General features: G+C 41.9%; 15 protein-coding genes. 3 read left to right on the plus strand and 12 right to left on the minus strand.

Going from position 1 to position 18,373, the window contains the following annotated elements:
• Nucleotides 1-162: 162 nt before the first annotated feature.
• The 3 genes from FM038_RS15070 to FM038_RS15080 all read left to right on the plus strand — a co-directional run bounded on the left by FM038_RS15070 (nucleotide 163) and on the right by FM038_RS15080 (nucleotide 6,277).
• Complete coding sequence (locus FM038_RS15070; RefSeq protein WP_185965843.1) at nucleotides 163-1,959, plus strand: EAL domain-containing protein; 1,797 nt, start codon at nucleotides 163-165, stop codon at nucleotides 1,957-1,959.
• A 370-nt stretch (nucleotides 1,960-2,329) separates the two neighbouring features.
• Nucleotides 2,330-4,975 carry a parallel beta-helix domain-containing protein gene (locus tag FM038_RS15075; protein ID WP_142874193.1) on the plus strand — a complete coding sequence of 882 codons (2,646 nt, stop codon included), beginning with the start codon at nucleotides 2,330-2,332 and terminating at the stop codon, nucleotides 4,973-4,975.
• A 123-nt stretch (nucleotides 4,976-5,098) separates the two neighbouring features.
• Entirely contained in the window at nucleotides 5,099-6,277 is a 1,179-nt protein-coding gene (locus FM038_RS15080; RefSeq protein WP_195873073.1) for an SO2930 family diheme c-type cytochrome, read from the plus strand.
• Nucleotides 6,278-6,336: 59 nt separating this feature from the next.
• Here FM038_RS15080 and FM038_RS15085 read toward each other — a convergent pair whose 3' ends face one another.
• The 12 genes from FM038_RS15085 to cysE form a co-directional block, all read right to left on the minus strand.
• Nucleotides 6,337-7,362 (minus strand): AraC family transcriptional regulator, encoded by a 1,026-nt coding sequence (locus tag FM038_RS15085; protein ID WP_185965844.1) that lies wholly within the window; start codon nucleotides 7,360-7,362, stop codon nucleotides 6,337-6,339.
• 188 nt (nucleotides 7,363-7,550) lie between these two features.
• On the minus strand, nucleotides 7,551-10,166 hold the full coding sequence (locus tag FM038_RS15090) for a TonB-dependent receptor plug domain-containing protein (RefSeq protein WP_142874194.1): 2,616 nt from the start codon (nucleotides 10,164-10,166) through the stop codon (nucleotides 7,551-7,553).
• An 877-nt stretch (nucleotides 10,167-11,043) separates the two neighbouring features.
• Complete coding sequence (gene ndk / locus FM038_RS15095) at nucleotides 11,044-11,475, minus strand: nucleoside-diphosphate kinase (RefSeq protein WP_142874195.1); 432 nt, start codon at nucleotides 11,473-11,475, stop codon at nucleotides 11,044-11,046.
• Nucleotides 11,476-11,666: 191 nt separating this feature from the next.
• Nucleotides 11,667-11,864: a Fe-S cluster assembly protein IscX gene (gene iscX / locus FM038_RS15100; RefSeq protein WP_195873074.1), complete on the minus strand. Its 198-nt coding sequence runs from the start codon at nucleotides 11,862-11,864 to the stop codon at nucleotides 11,667-11,669.
• 122 nt (nucleotides 11,865-11,986) lie between these two features.
• Entirely contained in the window at nucleotides 11,987-12,325 is a 339-nt protein-coding gene (gene fdx / locus FM038_RS15105) for an ISC system 2Fe-2S type ferredoxin (RefSeq protein ID WP_142874196.1), read from the minus strand.
• A 19-nt stretch (nucleotides 12,326-12,344) separates the two neighbouring features.
• Entirely contained in the window at nucleotides 12,345-14,207 is a 1,863-nt protein-coding gene (gene hscA, locus FM038_RS15110; RefSeq protein ID WP_142874197.1) for a Fe-S protein assembly chaperone HscA, read from the minus strand.
• Nucleotides 14,208-14,287: 80 nt separating this feature from the next.
• Nucleotides 14,288-14,812, minus strand: coding sequence for a co-chaperone HscB (hscB, locus tag FM038_RS15115; protein ID WP_142874198.1), 525 nt, complete (start codon nucleotides 14,810-14,812; stop codon nucleotides 14,288-14,290).
• Between the two features lie 19 nt (nucleotides 14,813-14,831).
• Nucleotides 14,832-15,155: an iron-sulfur cluster assembly protein IscA gene (gene iscA, locus FM038_RS15120; RefSeq protein ID WP_142874199.1), complete on the minus strand. Its 324-nt coding sequence runs from the start codon at nucleotides 15,153-15,155 to the stop codon at nucleotides 14,832-14,834.
• Between the two features lie 14 nt (nucleotides 15,156-15,169).
• Complete coding sequence (gene iscU, locus FM038_RS15125; RefSeq protein WP_142874200.1) at nucleotides 15,170-15,553, minus strand: Fe-S cluster assembly scaffold IscU; 384 nt, start codon at nucleotides 15,551-15,553, stop codon at nucleotides 15,170-15,172.
• A gap of 39 nt (nucleotides 15,554-15,592) precedes the next feature.
• A complete protein-coding gene (locus FM038_RS15130; protein WP_142874201.1) occupies nucleotides 15,593-16,807 on the minus strand; it encodes an IscS subfamily cysteine desulfurase in 1,215 nt (404 codons plus the stop codon).
• Between the two features lie 75 nt (nucleotides 16,808-16,882).
• Complete coding sequence (gene iscR / locus FM038_RS15135; protein WP_142874202.1) at nucleotides 16,883-17,344, minus strand: Fe-S cluster assembly transcriptional regulator IscR; 462 nt, start codon at nucleotides 17,342-17,344, stop codon at nucleotides 16,883-16,885.
• Between the two features lie 194 nt (nucleotides 17,345-17,538).
• Nucleotides 17,539-18,360 (minus strand): serine O-acetyltransferase, encoded by an 822-nt coding sequence (gene cysE, locus FM038_RS15140; RefSeq protein ID WP_142874203.1) that lies wholly within the window; start codon nucleotides 18,358-18,360, stop codon nucleotides 17,539-17,541.
• Nucleotides 18,361-18,373 lie beyond the last annotated feature (13 nt).

Below are 18,373 nucleotides of genomic sequence, written 5' to 3' on the forward strand. Positions count from 1 at the left end.
GCTATCAAAAATCCCCCTCTTAGAACCTTTGTCCAACAAAGCCGCAATTAACATCGCAAAAATAGCTAAAATTAACGCTATTAACTATCTTAACTTTACGACCCTACTACCCACTTACTCAATTACTCAATTACTTCAATGAGTCAAAAAAAGGAATTTTTGATGGATGACTCAACAGATACATTGCAAATTCTCCTTGTTGAAGACAATCGCGCTATGAGCGCTGTTATCCAAGAGCTCCTCTCACATACTCAGCTCACATTAGCTATTACCTGCACAGATACAGGACAAGGTGCACTCCAATTGTTGAGTACTAAGGCATTCGACTGTGTACTGCTTGACTATGAACTCCCTGACTACAACGCTAATGAGATATTGCAAAAGCTTAATGCTCAGCAGCAACTTACAGTGCCTATCATTATTCTCACGGGTCATAGCCAAGAAAAATTAGCCTCTACCGTATTAGCATTGGGTGCGATAGACTTCATCACAAAATCAGAGTGCTCACCAGAAAGGTTAAATAGAGCCATAACCTATGCTATTTCTCGCAATAAGTTCAGGCAATTACAGGCTGATGATGAAAAAGCGGTGATGAGTAAGCAACTGAATTCGGCGACTGCTGAAACGGATTTCTTACTCAATTATGACCCCTTGACTCAGCTACCCAATCGCGAACTATTCAAATGCTATGTGACTAAAGGTTTAGCCAGAGCAGCCCGACACCAGCTAAAAGTGTGCCTACTCTATATTGATCTCGATGACTTTAAGCGCATCAACGATACCTTAGGTCATGATGTCGGTGACAACATCCTCAAATCATTTAGCCGCAGGTTACAATCGATTATCAGAACCAATGATACTTTATGCCGAATTGGGGAGGATGAATTTGCAATTTATTTAGATTTCACCCAAAACGATTGTGATGCGGCTATCGTTGCTGAAAAGATTATCAGGACCACGACAATACCGATTGAAGTTAACCAGTACAACCTGCACATTAGCTGCAGTATAGGCATCAGTCATCATGATAGTTTTAGCGGTGGTAGCGAGGTCTTGATAGGCAATGCGCAGACAGCCATGTTAATGGTGAAGCAACAAGGTAAAAATAGTTATACCTACTATTCAGATGAGATGACAGCCAAAGCTAAGAAACGTTTATACCTTGAACAAGAGATAAGACATGCTTTAGATAATGACGATTTCTACATGGTGTATCAGCCAAAAATTGATGTTAAGACGTCTCAAGTAACTGGTGCTGAAGCCTTAATTCGCTGGCATCACCCAATAGATGGTTTTATCTCACCAAATGATTTTATCCCCGTGGCAGAAGAGAGTGATCTGATTTTGAAATTGGACAAATATATTTTGGACAAGGTCATTTCTCAGATCAGTCACTGGCAAAAACAATCACTCAATGTTCCAGTGATCTCTGTCAATATTCCCAGCCGCGAATTTCAAAGAGGTGATATCGTCTCTTGTGTTCAGCATACGCTACATCATTATCAGGTGATTGGCAGTCAACTTGAAATAGAGATAACAGAGCGATTGTTGATGGATCACTGCGAAGAAAATATCAAGATATTAAACCGACTGAAAGATCTCGATATTCATATCTCTGTAGATGACTTTGGTACGGGTTATTCATCCTTAAGTTATCTTGTGCAGTTTCCGTGTGATGTACTAAAAATTGACAAGTGTTTTATAGACATGCTGCCCCACAGCAAAGAAAACTGCCAGATAGTTGAAGCTATTATTATGCTGGCCCATAAATTAGGTAAAGATGTTGTTGCCGAAGGCGTCGAAACAGAAGCTCAATACCAATATCTAAGGGCATTGAACTGTGACCAAATCCAAGGATACTATTTCGACAAGCCATTAGACATTCTAGATTTTGCCGCAAAGCTAACCAAATGTGATGTTCGAAATATTAACACTTCATCTAATCGGCATGCTTGTTAACAGACATTTTATCAAAGAGAATTTATCAAAGAGAGTTTAGCCTAATATCACAAGCTAAGACGCACTTCGCTACTCAAGTTTCACACTCCCGCCTCTACTTTGTCCAGTACACATGGCCTAGTATTTTCCACGTGATACAAACCTATACAGGTTTCTCAAAAAAATAAAAAATGCTAATTATTATTCTAATGTTTAGTTTTGTACTCTTTAAGTCTGTTTTATAAAGAAAAATTGTAATACAAGCGTTTTAAAACCAGCAACCACACTTTTGATAACAAGATGTTGCGACAATGTGGCCGGATTTCACATTGCATATATGGTACGTCAGTGCAATCTAGGGGAGGAATAATAAAAATAAGCAGGAGACGCTATGTTCAACAAGAAACCAAGTTGGTTAATCCCTACATTAGTGGCCAGTGCCGTTGCCCTAAGCATGACGGCTTGTTCATCTGATGATGACGATCCCGTGGTCGAAGATGATACCGGCACTGTAGTACCCACCCCAGATCCAGCACCAAGCTTTCCTGAAGGTGCCATCATGATTGAGGATGGAGAAAACCTTACCATCCGCATTCAGGAAGCATTAATCAACGCCCAGACTAATGATGTGATCGTTTTACCTAAAGGTAACTTCAAAATTGCTTCAACCCTTTTATTCGATGGTGATGTCGATGGCGACGGAATGTATGCCAAAAATATCACTATCATGGGATACGGTATGGATGAAACCGTACTGGATTTCTCTGAGTCTGTTTCAGGCGATGGTATTTTTGTACAGAATGCCGTTAACGTGATCATCCAAGATCTCTCGGTCAATGAAGCTAAAAATAATGGCATAAAACTAAAAAATACCAATGGCATTATTCTACGCAGATTAGCCACAGTGTGGGAAGGCGAGCTCGATGAAGATAATGGTGCTTACGGTCTTTACCCAGTTGAATGTGAAAATATCCTAATTGAAGACACCTATGTTCGAGGCAGCGCCGATGCGGGTATCTATGTCGGCCAATCTCAATATATTGTTGTTAGAAATAACATCGCTAAAGAAAATGTCGCCGGTATTGAAATAGAAAACTCAAAATATGCTGATGTTTACGGCAACGAAGCGATGGGAAATACCGGCGGTATTTTAGTCTTCGATCTGCCTATCAATAACCATAGGTACGGTTCTAGCGTACGTATTTTCAACAATAAAATTTACGACAATAATACCCAAAACTTTGCCAATGCCTCAGCCAACCCTGCTGGTGTGCACATTGTTCCACCAGGAACTGGGATGATCATTCTTTCAACCGATGATGTCGAGATTTTCAATAACGAAATCACTAACCACGACACCATGGCCGTCACCATCTCCAGCTTCTTTATTGCAGAGCCTGACATGAGTGCATTTGTTGCCAACTATGGTCAGGAAAACCAGCCTATTGAAGATGGCTGGAGACCCACTCCCCGTAATATCTACCTGCACGATAACGTCATTACCGGTTATGGGGAAAAGCCTAACGGCTACCTTATCGACGATATTATTAAGGCGTATCTATTTACCCACGGTAAGTTCCCTGGCGTGCTTTATGATGGCTTAGGTGAAATGCTATCAAATAACGGCACCGCAGCCTACTTAGGACTGCAGGAGATACCTTTTGCCGAGAATGGCAGTGACAATATCTGTGCCAGCGATAATGGCGATGTCTCTTTTGGTCGACTCTACGCCAACGATAACACCGATATGAACATTGCCGACGTGCTCTATGAAGAGCAACAAACCGATCTACTGAAATGTGCTCAGGTTAGTCTTCCCGTTCATACCGTCACGTTCGGTGATGAGATATTCGGTTGTGGCGTCGATGATGATGTCGAAGGCTGTGATGGTGGAAACCTGATCGGTGGCGGCGGAAGCATAGGCGAAGGCGAAGGTGGCCTAGTCGGTGATGGAGACCTTAGCTTATGTGAAACTACAGGCTCACAGGTAAATTGGGATGCACTCCTTGGCGCTAACTGCCCTAACCTCTCAGACTACAATCTCTATGCCGATGCTAAAGACCCATCGACAGGGGCTAACTCAGGTGGCCTACCTTACGACATGAATACTCAGTTATTTACTGATTACGCCAGTAAGTATCGCTTCGTATTTGTTCCGGAAGGAAAAGTAGCTGACTATTCAGCACAAGAGAGCATGGATTTTCCGGTCGGCACTGTGATCAGCAAAACCTTTGCCCTACCAAACGATACCGCTCAGCGGGGCATAGAAAACGAAGATATTATTGAAACCCGTCTGCTCATTAGGCGCGCTACTGGCTGGACTGCACTGCCTTATGTCTACAACTCTGATAAGTCAGATGCTGTATTGGCAAAAGCCGGCGCAATTCAAGGCAAGAAGGTCACTCATAACGGTGTTGAGCTCGATTTTGATTATGTTGTTCCTAGCATGAATAACTGTAAGCAATGTCATCAGTTTAAAGCCGACCCAAGTAGCCCTGCGGTATTTGTGCCTATTGGTCCTAAAGCACGTCATCTGAATAAAGATTACGAGTATGCCGATGGAACAATGAATCAGCTAATGAAGTGGCAAGAGGCTGGAATACTGAAGGGAGTGCCGGATGTGACGACTATCGACACCATACCTGCATATTCAGATGGTGACGAGATAGACCTAACAGCACTTAGTGATGATGCACTAATGAAAACAGCTAAAGGCTATTTAGACGTCAACTGCGCCCATTGTCATCGTCCCGAAGGTAATGCTTCAAATACCGGCCTGACCCTTGAATATTGGAGACCGTACGCAGATGGTTTCGCTCACGGTACCTGTAAGTCACCCGTCGCATATGGCGGTGGCGAACTGAGCTATGATGTGGTGCCAACAGCACCTGATCGCTCAATTCTTCACTTCAGAATGGAGACGAACCAGCCAGGTGACCGTATGCCTGAGATTGGTCGTAGCTTATCTCACGACGAAGGTGTTGAGCTCGTTTATGAATGGATTAAGAGGCTACCAGTAGCAACTTGTTCACAGTAAACATTCAGTTCTAACCACAAATAAGGCCGGCGGTTTCTTTTAGGAATTATCCGGCCTTTATTTTTTGACGATTACCGAACGGTATAATACCAATCGATATAACTTAAAAGTCATAGGTGAAGTATGCGTAACCTAACTCTTTTTTTATGTTCTCTGTGTTTGATATCAGCCTGTGGCGGATCAGATGAAACATCAAGTACTCCCGAGCAACCTGTCACTGACATTCCGGCGACTACGCCACCAAGCACAAGTCCCACTTCCAGTTGCGACCTAACAACAAGCCGTGTTAACTGGGAAGCATTAATGACCGAGGAATGTGAAACGCTATCCAGTTACGGTTTATTTATCGATCCAGCGACACCGACCTCAGGTCCAGTCAACCCAGGCATCGAATATACGTTATCAACTCAACTATTTACTAATTACGCCAACAAACATAGATTCCTGTTCATTCCTGAAGGTGAACAAGCACAATTTCATGCCAGTGAAGCCTTTGAATTTCCTGTAGGAACCGTGTTAACCAAAACATTTTCAATGCCCTATGATACACAAGTTAATACTGCCGAAAATGAAACCCTTATCGAGACCCGATTATTAATAAAAAGAGAGACAGGCTGGACAACCCTAGTCTATTTATGGCGAGATGGCGTAGCGCGATTAAACTTAACTGGCAGTGATATTCCCCATACCCTCAATAACCAAGGTCAAGTTGAAACCTTTGATTATCATGTGCCCAGCCGCGTCGAATGTAAGTTATGTCATCAATTAAACCGTGATGGTCAAAGCACTATCAGCCCTATTGGCCTCAAAGCCCATCTGCTTAATCATGATATCGACTATAACGGCACCATGACTAATCAACTCATGCTTTGGAAGTCTCTGTCTCTTTTATCTGGTTTACCGGCTGTTAATGAGATCACTCATGCCCCCTACCTGTTTGATAACAGTGCTGATTTAACACAAAGAGTAAAAGGTTACCTGGATATTAATTGTGCCCATTGTCATCGAGCCGAGGGGTTTGCCAGTATTTCCGGTTTAAGACTGGGGTTTAATATTGATCATACCAGTTATCAATACGGTGTCTGTAAACAACCACCTGGCTGGGACGGCGGCGCTAAAGGGCTATCTTACGATATTGTACCGGGAGATGGAGAGCATTCAATATTGGCATACAGGCAAGAACTCAGTGGGCCCAAAGACAGGATGCCCCCCTTAGGCCGCAGCCTAACTCATACAGAAGCAGTAGAGATCATAAAACAGTGGATAGATACTCTGCCGCCATCCTTAGGTGACTGCCAATGATAGGCTAGAGGCTGGATCCTAGGTACTAGGACCTAGGATTTTCATCGTCCGTGGTGAAATTAAGCAAGCTTCTCATTTAAACGTAAGAAATGCCCGGGCGGATGACCTAGCCAATGTTTAAAGCTTTGTCTGAAATGGCTCACCTCTCCATAGCCCATGACTTCTGCTATTTCATCAATACTCTTCTCACCCGATAAGATTAAACCAATGGCAGCTTGGCAACGTACCTGATCGACTAGCTTTTGATAGCTGGTACCCGCTTGAGATATTTTACGTCTTAGTGTTCTGGCACTGATATTGTGCTTTATCGCCATCTCATCCATATTAGGGCATTCAGGGAAAGAGTGTCGTAACGCTTCGAGTAATGTCTGAATATAGGATGTCTGTTGATTAGCATGAGTGCGTGTTGTCTTCGTTTCAAAAGCATAAGTGACCGGGAGAGACAGAAATTTGTGATTAATAGTCCACTCATTAAATTCCGCACCAAAATGCACTTCAGCCCCAGTGATAGAAGCTAAAAAGTCTGTATTTCTTTCAGCATCAGACAAGAATATTTGATCCGCTAAAATAGGCAAACCCGCCAACTCTTTACCGATTGTCAGTAAACCGCACACACTGTGCTGAAATTGACAGGAGTAACGCTTAGCATTAATTCTCCCCGTATTAAGCCAGCGAACATGAAGTTTGCCGGCTTCATTACTGACCAAGGTATCGGTAAAGCTACCCACGAGCTCAGGATGAGACAAGACAAACTGCAAACAGTCACCAATCGTTTCACAGCGACTAAAGAAACTCAGCAAGAAATCTAAATCTGTCACACTATACTGGTGACCAACTTTAGCCCCGATTTCAGCATCTTGGGTATAGGTTTGTAAAAATTCCATGGCAAAATCAGCTTGCCATACATAAATAACTTGTTGATGTTCAATCTCTTTAACACCGACACCAATTTGAGAACATAAGAGCTCAACCACCTCTTGACCATAATGCTGGCGCAGATAATTCAGTACATTTCGTAGTTGATAGGCCGGGTAAGATTGATCCCCCACCATCATATTTGGTTTATAGCTCTGAGCCTGCTTCATCAAGAACCTGCTACTTTTTATTATATTGAGTTATTTTGTATAAGAATTAATGAGTTTTGGAAAGGTTTTTTACAGATTTCTTAATAAAGTAGCAGGAAAATATTAATAATTATGTTTTCAGGCAACATGAAAACACATAAAAAAAAGCCGACATACGATGTCGGCTTAGGAATTTTAAACTGTTTAGATTATAGCTTTACACTCGCTTGTAGATAGAAGTAACGGCCCAAAGTATCATAGGTATATGGATCTGTATTCGCATCGTTATTACCAGTGTAATAAGGTGCTTCCTCATCCAATAAGTTGTTTACACCAGCAGAAATAGTCCAAGCATTTGATATGAAATAAGAAGCTGAAACATCATGGTAAATAATGCTATCTGTTGATGGAGCATAACATTTAGATGGCTCACTTTGGCAAGCATAGCTGTCCATTCCTGAAATGTAGCGTGCTTGATAGTTTGCCCCCCAGATATCACCTTCTACACCTAAATCAAAGTTTGATTTATACTCAGCAAAACCACCACTACCTGAGGTGATTAAGCCTGCATAGTCAATTGACTCACCAAGAATTATTGATTCATTTTCAAGTAAAATTGTAGTATCTAGACCTGCTTTCCAAGCCAAACCAAGTGCATCGAAACCATAAGCTAGATTAATATCAATACCTGAGGTGTTTTCAGCTCCGATATTTTGCAGCTGATTATTAAAGATAATACGATTACCACCACCCATCTGAATATCAGCAGATTGACATAAGCTCGTGTCTGTATTAATAGGATTACCCTGAGCATCCATACACTGATCTACAATATATTGAGAATCAACAAGAGCTATAGAGTTAGTAATTGAAATATCATAGTAATCGGCAGTGAGTGAAAAGCCATCAAACCATGAAGGTGAGTAAACAAAACCTGCAGTAAATGTTTCAGCTTCCTCAGGAGTCAAGTTAGGGTTACCACCACGTGTTACTTCCGCTTGGTCTTGGCCAACAGGATGTTCAACTTGGTCAAAAGATGGTGATTTACCCGAATATAGCTCATCTACTGACGGTGCTCTGAATGCTGTTGATGCAACACTTCTAAGCATTAGGTCATCAGTTACACGCCATGTTAGACCAAGTTTCCAAGTACTATCATTACCGAAAGTGCTGTAGTCAAAATATCTCATGGCTGCACTCAGATCGACTTGTTCTGCAAAAGGAAGACCTGAGAGTAAAGGAATTGCTAATTCAATATATGCTTCACTTACATCATAATCGCCACCTGTTGGCTCAACCTTTGGGTCATTTGCCATACCTTGAGAAGTTAATGAGTCAGGAATAAACCATGCTTTTTCAGTACGGTGCTCAAGACCTGTAGCAAAACCTAAATAACCAGCAGGTAACTCAGTAATTTCCCCTGACAAGTTAGCCGAAATGATGAACATTTCACTACCACCAGAATTAAGTTCAGTATAGAGATACTCATTCATGTTTTCTTGCGACCAAGAAGCTTGATCTAAAGGGTTGAAGGTCCCTTCTTCAATACCGGTATTAACAGAGCCCATGTTAATCAAGTTAGCTAGACGATCAACAGAGTCATTTCGACCATAGTTGATTGAAGTATCCCATACCCAGCCATTGTCCAACATCCCATCCAAACCAACAACAACACGAACAGTATCAACAACTTGAGAAAACTCGCGATTGCCAACATCGGCCATTCGACGGCCATAGTCAAGCTCATCACCGTATTCATATCCATGCTCAATCAGGCTATCACCCATTGCTTCTGTATAAGTAAAAGTGTCTGTCCATATTGGCTGTGGAGCCATTTGCTGTTCTGACCACCTTTTGGAATACATGGCCTCACTAAACAAAGTGATAGAGTCAGTAAGTTCATAATTGCCCAGTGCAGTAAAATTCATACGCTGCATTGGAGTATATAGGTAACTTGAAGCGTTGTAGTTATACTTATCGTCATCTGTAAATTCATGCCAACTACCGTCTAAGCTACCTTGTAGAGAATCTCTTCCCTCTGGTCCCCAAATATGTCCACCAGGAGTATATGAGCTACCACCACAATAAAGCTCGATATCGCCATTTGCATTCTTACGTTCTGCATAATCACATTGAGTGGAGTCACGATCAGCCATACTCGCTTCACCACGGTCCATGTACTGCAGTCCCATAACGACGTTACCTCGGTCGAAACTGCCACCCATAGTTAAATCAAAACTTGTTTCGGTGGCATCACCTTCTCCAGAGACACCTGTTTGCACGTTGGCTTCAAAACCTTCGAAATCATCTTTCAGGATAATGTTAACAACGCCTGCTATAGCATCTGAACCATATACAGATGAAGCACCATCTTTTAGAACTTCGATTCGTTTAATCATGGACACTGGAATGGTGTTTAAATCGACTGTAGAGGCTGCACCAGTTCCAGAATTGACCATTCGACGGTTGTTAACCAATACTAAAGTACGTTGAGAACCCAAACCCCTTAAATTAATTGAAGCATTACCCTGTGAGCCGTTATTTATTCCAGGGTTAGTCATTGCTCCGCCTGTAGCAGTCATTTTTTGGAGCACCTCATCGATAGAGGTTGCACCAGCAGCTTTAATTGCGCTTGCATCAATAACTGTAACAGGACTTGCTGTTTCCATATCCGTTCTTTGAATACGTGAACCTGTTACTTGAATACGTTCAACTTTCTCGTCTTGTTCTTCAGCAAATACTACACCAGAAAATGCAACCGTAGATGTTGCCGCGGCTAATAAGCCTACTCGTACTGCTTTTGCTGTTAAGGTCAAAGAGTTCATATGTTTTCCCTCATCATTTACACATTATTTATTAGCCAGGACTATTAATAACGCCATAATGATAATAATTATTATTTTATTGTTTATCGTTCTTATAAACTGTAATCAAACAGTTAATGACTTCGATATAATATTGTTAAAACAGAGCGCTTAAGTCAACCGTGATTACAATTAAACAACTTAAATGATAACAATTGATACATATCGAGAATTAACGAAGAACAAGTAAAGCCAAGAGAATGCAGATTGACCAATTAAAAACAAGCACTTAAAGCAATGCTGAGTTTGAAGTAAAACTGATTTATATATGTTAACAATAACAACAGTTAGTTATTACATCTTGATACCTTTATTAATTAATCGTTTATTTAGTTAACTATTGTGATTGCTAAACCAATAAAAATATTCGGAGATCACTTATGATGATTAATATGAAACCAAATAAAAAGGAATGTTCAGATGATATATTGTGATTACTTAACATAATTAGAATTAGCCTCTAATTAACTCAAGAAAAATAAACCAAATAACTATTTAACATAAACAACACATAAGGCAAACATCTAGTTGGTGACCTGACTTATTATCTGGTTGTAAATCATACAAAAAACAATTTGAATTATTTTACCGATGACTTGTTAACACATAGTTCACTATGTGAATGCTGGCTAAACGGCAAAGAAGGAGGGTCTAAGGGAAATGTCTAAAATTGGTCCTTATCTTAAAACGATTGTTACAACTATTGTTAAAGCTGCCAATCTTAGCTCGCGGCTAGCAGCCCGTGTATACCGATAAATACGACTCTAGTTATGAACATAATGAGTGGGCAACAAAAAAGGAGCCATGAGGCTCCTTTTTCACTTTGCTTAGCGTCGAATTAACGAGTGCGTGGGCAAAGCTCTTCAGCGCTGAAGAAGTAAGCAACTTCACGCTCAGCAGAAGCAACAGAATCAGAACCGTGAGCAGCGTTCTCATCAATGCTTTCAGCGAAATCAGCACGGATAGTACCAGGAGCAGCATCAGCTGGGTTAGTAGCACCTAAGATTTCACGATGAGCAAGAACTGCGTTCTCGCCTTCAAGCGTCTGAACCATGATAGGACCAGAAGTCATGAATGCCACTAGAGCACCAAAGAAAGGACGCTCGCTGTGTTCAGCGTAGAAGCCTTCAGCTTGCTCTTGGCTTAGGTGAACCATTTTAGAAGCGATGATTTTCAGGCCAGCAGTTTCAAAACGGTTGTAGATTGCACCGATGTTGTTCTTTGCAACAGCATCAGGCTTAATGATAGAAAAAGTACGTTCGATAGCCATGAGAAGCTTCCTTCATAATAAACAGGTTTTAATTTTCGCGCGGATTATACGAAATTTCAGACAATAATCCTACCCTTATAGCGCGATGAATGAGAGATCTGGCACACTTTGTTTACTTTAAAAGAGATCTAAGCCGCTTTTGTCTACTATCAAAAGAAATAAGCCTTCATAATCAATTGATAAAATTGGTATTATCTTTCATCAATCCAACAAGCTTGTACCGCTTCAAGTACCCGTTCATTACAATGCTCAGGATCATCTGCAAATGCATCAAGCAATAAAATCCACTCTCGCAGATCTGTAAACCTTATAGTCTGAGGCTCAACATCAGGAAATTTTTCTAATAATTCTAACGCAATATCTTGAGAATCGATCCATTTAAGCGACATATCTAGCTCTTGGTTAAGAGTGATGACTTGAGTATAGCGGTTTCATACGTTTCGGAAGTAACAAAAAAGCCAGTCATGATTGACTGGCTTTAACGGTACAGCTTTACTCTGATATCGAAGCGTTAATTTCCTTCGCTGACCATATTCACAGTGTACTTAGGAATATCAACAACGAGATCACAGCTTGGCACCTTAGTTTGGCACGACAGACGGCTCTCAGGCTCTAGTCCCCATGCTTTATCTAACATGTCGTCTTCAAGCTCGTCGCTTTCTTCAAGTTCATCAAACCCTTCACGGATCACGACGTGGCACGTAGTACAGGCACACACTTTTTCACAAGCATGCTCGATATTAATACCGTTCTTAAGGGCGACATTAAGCACTGACTCGCCTTCATTAGCTTCAACAACGGCTCCGTCCGGGCATAACTCTGCATGGGGTAAAAATACTATTTGCGGCATCTATATTACCTATATTTATCTAAATACTATCAACCGACTGGCCTTTGAATGCCAATCGAATAGAGTTATCCATACGCTTGGCCGCAAAATCTTGCGTACAAGCATCTAATGTTTTAATCGCTTTTTCAATCACATCTGCATCATCTTGACTCGCAACTTGCGCAAGACTCGCCATATTAGCTTCTATATCGTTACGTTCAGACGAAGTCAAAATGTCAGCATCTTTTCTCAATGCAGCACTAAGTGTTTCTAACACTCGAGCGGCTTCAACTTGTTGCTCGGCTAACATTCGGCGGGTAATATCTTCTTTCGCATGAGCCATAGAGTCTTTAAGCATTGTACCGATTTCGGTATCACTCAAGCCAAAAGAGGGCTTAACTTGAATGCTAGTCTGTACCCCTGTGGATTTCTCCATTGCAGTAACGTTAAGCAAGCCATCTGCATCAACCTGGAATGTCACTCGAATATGAGCGGCACCAGCGGCCAGTGGCGGTATGCCTTTAAGCGTAAATCTCGCTAAGGAGCGACAATCAGCGACCAGTTCACGCTCTCCCTGAACAACATGGAATGCCATTGCAGTTTGACCATCTTTAAACGTGGTAAATTCTTGCGCTTTAGCAACGGGGATAGTGGTATTTCGCGAAACCACCTTTTCAACTAAGCCCCCCATGGTCTCGATTCCAAGAGAGAGAGGAAGAACATCGAGAAGCAGTAGGTCAGAATCAGGCTTATTACCGACGAGTATATCCGCTTGAATTGATGCGCCAATGGCGACCACACGATCTGGATCGATTGAGGTCAAAGGGGCTTGACCAAAGAATTTCTCTACTTGTTGTCTAACAAGTGGCACTCGAGTTGATCCACCCACCATCACCGTTTCTAAGACTTCGTCGGTTGATACACCAGCATCTCTCAACGCACGGCGACAACTGCTAACGGTCTTCTTCACTAAGTGGCTGATCAGCGTGTCAAACTCATCTTTGCTGATTTGATGACTCAATTCAGTACCATCTTCTAAAACAAGTTTCGCCATGACTTCGTTCTCAGAAGTCAGTAACTCTTTTACTCTTCTTGATTCAATGAGTAATTGTCTGCTGACACTTGCTGACGGGACGGCTAAACTCCATTGCTGAAGTAAATAGTGATGCAGTAAATGATCGAAATCATCCCCACCTAAAGCCGAATCACCACCAGTAGCGAGTACTTCAAACAAGCCTTGTTTCAATCTCAGAATAGAAATATCAAATGTACCGCCACCTAGGTCATAGATAGCGATAACACCTTCTTGGCCAGAATCTAGACCGTAGGCTATTGAAGCCGCTGTAGGCTCATTTAAGAGGCGCAGTACTTTTACCCCAAGTAAACCGGCTGCATCTTTCGTCCCTTGACGCTGTGCATCATCAAAATAAGCAGGTACGGTGATCACCACCCCTTCAAGCTCGCCGCCTAAAGTCTTTTCGGCACGAGCCACTAAAGGCTTTAAAATTTCAGCAGAGACTTGTATAGGGTTCACTTGCCCCTGTTTAGTGACAAATAAAGGTAAACCATTTTCACTGGCATTAAATTCATAGGGAAAATGCTGATTACTAGCTTGTATATCTTCAAGGCTACGCCCCATAAAACGTTTAACTGAGATGATGGTGTTTTGAGGATCTTTTACAGAGCTCTTCTCAGCCTCAAAGCCAACTTCAACAGTCTCTTCGGTATAACGGACAACAGAAGGAAGAGAATGATTTCCATCTTTGTCGGCAAGTGTATTAGCATCACCACTTCGTACCGCAGCGACTAAAGAATTTGTGGTGCCTAAATCAATACCAACAGCCAATCTGTGTTGGTGCGGTGCTGCACTCAGTCCAGGCTCTGCAATTTGCAATAGCGCCATAATTTTTCAACCTAGTTATTTACCAGTGAGGCTCAAGTTCATCTCATAAAAGACAGCGAACAAAAACATATTATATCTTATCAATCAAACAAAGCATCTTCAGCACGCTCAAGTTCTAGCTGCAGTTTAGCCATAAATTTCAACTTACGAATAAGGTCAGCGGCGGAAGCAAGATCTGCTTCAGTTGCACTTTGTAGAAAAAGTTTAAGGCTTTGCTCTTGTTGCTTTTCATAGCCAGAAAATGAACGACTAAGTTCACTAATCAGTTCATCAGGATCTTTGCTATGAGCAATGTCTTCAAGAGACTCTCGCCACTCCATCTGCTGCATCAAAAACTGGGTGTCTTTTATCGTAGTAGACTCATGACGGAGCTCGATACCACGGATTGATAGAATATGTTCGGCTCTAGAAATTGGATTTTTTAATGTGGAAAAACCGTCATTTACCTGCGCAGTTCGTTGAACGGCTAGACGTTTATCTTGTTCACTGGCGTTGGCAAACTTATCGGGATGAACCGCCCGTTGCAGGTCGTGGTAACGATCTGCAAGTATGGCGGTATCAATATCAAAGGAAGGTGTAAAACTAAACAACTCAAAATAGTTCATGGTTTAATTCTTATCTTAGTTAGACTGTGAAACTTTCACCACAGCCACACTCCCCTTTAGCATTTGGATTATTGAACTGAAAACCTTCATTGAGACCTTCTTTGACAAAATCTAACTCAATACCTTGAAGGTAGATGAAGCTTTTAGCATCGATGATGATCTTTACGTCTTTTATTTCGTAAACTTCATCATCATCATTGAGTTCATCAACAAACTCAATGACATATGCCATCCCAGAACATCCTGAAGTTCTCAGGCCTAGACGTAAACCGATCCCCTTGCCGCGATTATCTAGAAAGCTTTTAACGCGATCTGCTGCGGCGGGAGTCATTGTTATAGCCATCTTTACTCCGAAAACTACTTATTTTGCTTAGATTTATAATCATCAATTGCAGCTTTTATGGCATCTTCAGCCAAAATTGAGCAATGAATTTTAACCGGAGGAAGTGCCAGTTCTTCAGCAATATCGGTGTTTTTAATCGCGGCAGCTTCTTCAATACTCTTGCCTTTAACCCACTCAGTGACTAATGAGCTAGAAGCAATCGCACTCCCACAACCATAGGTTTTGAATTTTGCATCTTCAATTAGACCATTAGCGTCAATTTTAAGTTGCAACTTCATCACGTCACCACAAGCGGGTGCACCGACCATACCAGTCACAACTGATGGGTCATTTTTATCGAAAGAACCCACGTTTCTTGGGTTCTCATAATGATCAATTACTTTTTCACTGTAAGCCATGATACTGCTCCAAAATCATAATCTAAAAGGTTTAACGGATTAGTGATGTGCCCACTCTACAGAGTCTAGGTCAACACCATCTTTGAACATCTCCCATAACGGAGACATTTCCCGTAAGTCATCAATCGACTTATTTATCGTTTCAATAGCATGATCAATCTCCTCTTCAGTCGTAAAACGACCGATTGAGAAACGAATTGAACTATGAGCCATCTCATCATTTAAACCAAGAGCACGGAGCACATAGCTCGGCTCTAAGCTGGCTGAAGTACATGCCGAACCTGAAGAAACCGCAAGATCTTTCAGTGCCATCATCAAAGATTCACCTTCAACAAAGTTAAAGCTGACATTTAAACTGCCACAATAACGTTGCTCAGCATCACCATTGATATATGTTTCTTCGATGCCTTTCACACCATCCCATAATCTGTCACGTAACTTTCGGATACGTGCATTATCAGATCCCATATCGGCTTTAGCAATTGCAGCAGCTTCACCCATACCCACAATCTGATGTGTAGCTAGTGTACCACTGCGCATCCCACGCTCATGTCCACCACCATGCATCGTCGCTTCAAGGCGAATACGTGGTTTACGACTCACATAAAGCGCACCAATTCCCTTAGGGCCATACATTTTATGTGCTGAAATTGAAAGTAGGTCGACCTTAGTCTTCTGTACATCAATTGGCAATTTACCCGCACTTTGCGCTGCATCGACGTGGAAAACAATTTTCTTACTGCGACAAAGTTCGCCGATAGCATCGATATCATGGATAACACCGATCTCATTGTTTACCTGCATGATGCTAAGAAGAATAGTGTCTTCACGCATGGCAGCTTCAATAGTCGCGAGAGAAATGAGACCGTTAGCTTCTGGTGCTAAGTATGTCACTTCATAGCCTTCACGCTCTAGCTGACGACATGTATCAAGTACCGCTTTATGTTCAGTCTTACTGGTGATGATGTGCTTGCCTTTCTTATGATAGAAATGGGCAACACCCTTAATAGCCAGGTTATCAGACTCAGTCGCACCCGATGTGAAGACAATTTCTCGAGGATCAGCATTGATAAGATCAGCAACTTGGTTTCGAGCAATATCTACTGCTTCTTCAGCCTGCCAACCATAACGATGAGATCGAGACGCAGGGTTACCAAAATTACCGTCCATCGTCATGCACTGCATCATTTTCTCTGCAACACGAGGATCAACCGGCGTTGTCGCAGCGTAATCTAAATAGATAGGAAGCTTCATCACACACTCCGTACTGCGCAGCCTTGATTTAAGGCAAAACGAAGTACAAAAAAATTATAAAATAACAAAGTTAACTTATACCGTTACTCTTTGTTCCTGTTGCATAGCGTCTTGCTTAACTGAAATGAATTGAACATCGCGTTTATTCATTAAACCCGCAAGACTGATCCCATTTAAGAAATCGGAAATTTGTTTACTCAGATCTCCCCACAATGAGTGAGTAAGACAACGAGTACCATTTTGGCAATTGCCCTGGCCTTGGCAGCGTGTTGCATCGACTGATTCATCGACAGCACGAACAACCATACCTACTGATATTTCGCCCGCATCAGCGCCTAAGCGATAGCCACCACCTGGCCCTCTGACGCTTGAAACAAGTCCTTGTTTTCTAAGTTTGGCGAATAGTTGTTCGAGGTATGATAGAGATATCCCTTGACGCTCAGAAATATCAGCCAGCGGCACTGGCCCAGAAGTCGAATGCATAGCAACATCTAACATTGCTGTTACAGCGTACCGACCTTTCGATGTAAGTTTCATAGCGACCATGCCTCCCAATAATGCATAGGGGAATTCAAACATACCTGAGTGTTTTAGTCAAGTATTTAACCTAGTAATTCACTCAGGTATTCTCGGCAATTATTTAACAGGTAATACCCTGCCATTTGGCTGGGGTATTTAACCCGTTTATTAATAAATTTTCAATAAATGATTGCCATTTAGTTCACTAAAAATCAGATTATGGGATCAAACTCATCTATTGCCTTCTTGCGCTGCTCTGCAGCGGCTAATTCAGCATCGCTAAACTCATCGACTTCCAACTCGGGGAGCTTATCTGTACACACGCTTCCACCCAGTGTTTGAACCGCTTGGCAAACTTCCTGTACCTTCGAGTCCATTAGATGCATATGGTCTAGCATCTGGCCTATGGCATTGGCGACTGGATCTGGATTGTCAGGAGAAACAGCATAAGCATCAAAACCATATTTTTTGGCCATTTCACTGCGTCGTTGACTTTGTTCTTTATTCGTCTTGTTAGGCGTTGAAACAATACGTCCAGGTATGCCCACCACGGTAGTATCTTTAGGCACATCCTTTACTACCACCGAATTGGAACCGACTCTGGCACCATCATGCATCGTTATCGGTCCTAAAACTTGTGCCCCGGCACCAATCACCACGTTATTCCCAAGCGTTGGATGACGTTTACCAGTTTGCCAAGTCGTCCCACCTAAAGTAACACCATGATATAGAGTGCAATCATCACCAATTTCAGCCGTTTCACCAATAACAACACCCATGCCATGGTCGATGAAAAAACGGTCACCGATAGTTGCACCTGGATGTATCTCAATCCCAGTCAACCAGCGAGAAAATGTGGATAAACAACGTGGGAACAGACGCCATTTTCGTTTCCAGAACTTATGACTTACCCTATGTATCCAAATTGCATGCATACCTGGGTAATTCAATAAAATTTCAAGTGTTCCGTGCGCTGCAGGATCTCGATGATAAATCGACTTTATATCATCTTTTAACCGAGCAATGACTCCCATGCTGTTCTACTTC

Origin of the sequence: Shewanella eurypsychrophilus, from assembly GCF_007004545.3 — a bacterium.
In the GTDB taxonomy this organism is placed as follows: domain Bacteria; phylum Pseudomonadota; class Gammaproteobacteria; order Enterobacterales; family Shewanellaceae; genus Shewanella; species Shewanella eurypsychrophilus.

Bases quoted from the DNA above. Each gene is read 5' to 3' on its own strand.
- FM038_RS15070 (WP_185965843.1), top strand. From the start codon at position 163: ATGGATGACTCAACAGATACATTGCAAATTCTCCTTGTTGAAGACAAT.
- FM038_RS15075 (WP_142874193.1), top strand. From the start codon at position 2,330: ATGTTCAACAAGAAACCAAGTTGGTTAATCCCTACATTAGTGGCCAGT.
- FM038_RS15080 (WP_195873073.1), top strand. From the start codon at position 5,099: ATGCGTAACCTAACTCTTTTTTTATGTTCTCTGTGTTTGATATCAGCC.
- FM038_RS15085 (WP_185965844.1), bottom strand. From the start codon at position 7,362: ATGAAGCAGGCTCAGAGCTATAAACCAAATATGATGGTGGGGGATCAA.
- FM038_RS15090 (WP_142874194.1), bottom strand. From the start codon at position 10,166: ATGAACTCTTTGACCTTAACAGCAAAAGCAGTACGAGTAGGCTTATTA.
- ndk (WP_142874195.1), bottom strand. From the start codon at position 11,475: ATGGCTATCGAACGTACTTTTTCTATCATTAAGCCTGATGCTGTTGCA.
- iscX (WP_195873074.1), bottom strand. From the start codon at position 11,864: ATGTCGCTTAAATGGATCGATTCTCAAGATATTGCGTTAGAATTATTA.
- fdx (WP_142874196.1), bottom strand. From the start codon at position 12,325: ATGCCGCAAATAGTATTTTTACCCCATGCAGAGTTATGCCCGGACGGA.
- hscA (WP_142874197.1), bottom strand. From the start codon at position 14,207: ATGGCGCTATTGCAAATTGCAGAGCCTGGACTGAGTGCAGCACCGCAC.
- hscB (WP_142874198.1), bottom strand. From the start codon at position 14,812: ATGAACTATTTTGAGTTGTTTAGTTTTACACCTTCCTTTGATATTGAT.
- iscA (WP_142874199.1), bottom strand. From the start codon at position 15,155: ATGGCTATAACAATGACTCCCGCCGCAGCAGATCGCGTTAAAAGCTTT.
- iscU (WP_142874200.1), bottom strand. From the start codon at position 15,553: ATGGCTTACAGTGAAAAAGTAATTGATCATTATGAGAACCCAAGAAAC.
- FM038_RS15130 (WP_142874201.1), bottom strand. From the start codon at position 16,807: ATGAAGCTTCCTATCTATTTAGATTACGCTGCGACAACGCCGGTTGAT.
- iscR (WP_142874202.1), bottom strand. From the start codon at position 17,344: ATGAAACTTACATCGAAAGGTCGGTACGCTGTAACAGCAATGTTAGAT.
- cysE (WP_142874203.1), bottom strand. From the start codon at position 18,360: ATGGGAGTCATTGCTCGGTTAAAAGATGATATAAAGTCGATTTATCAT.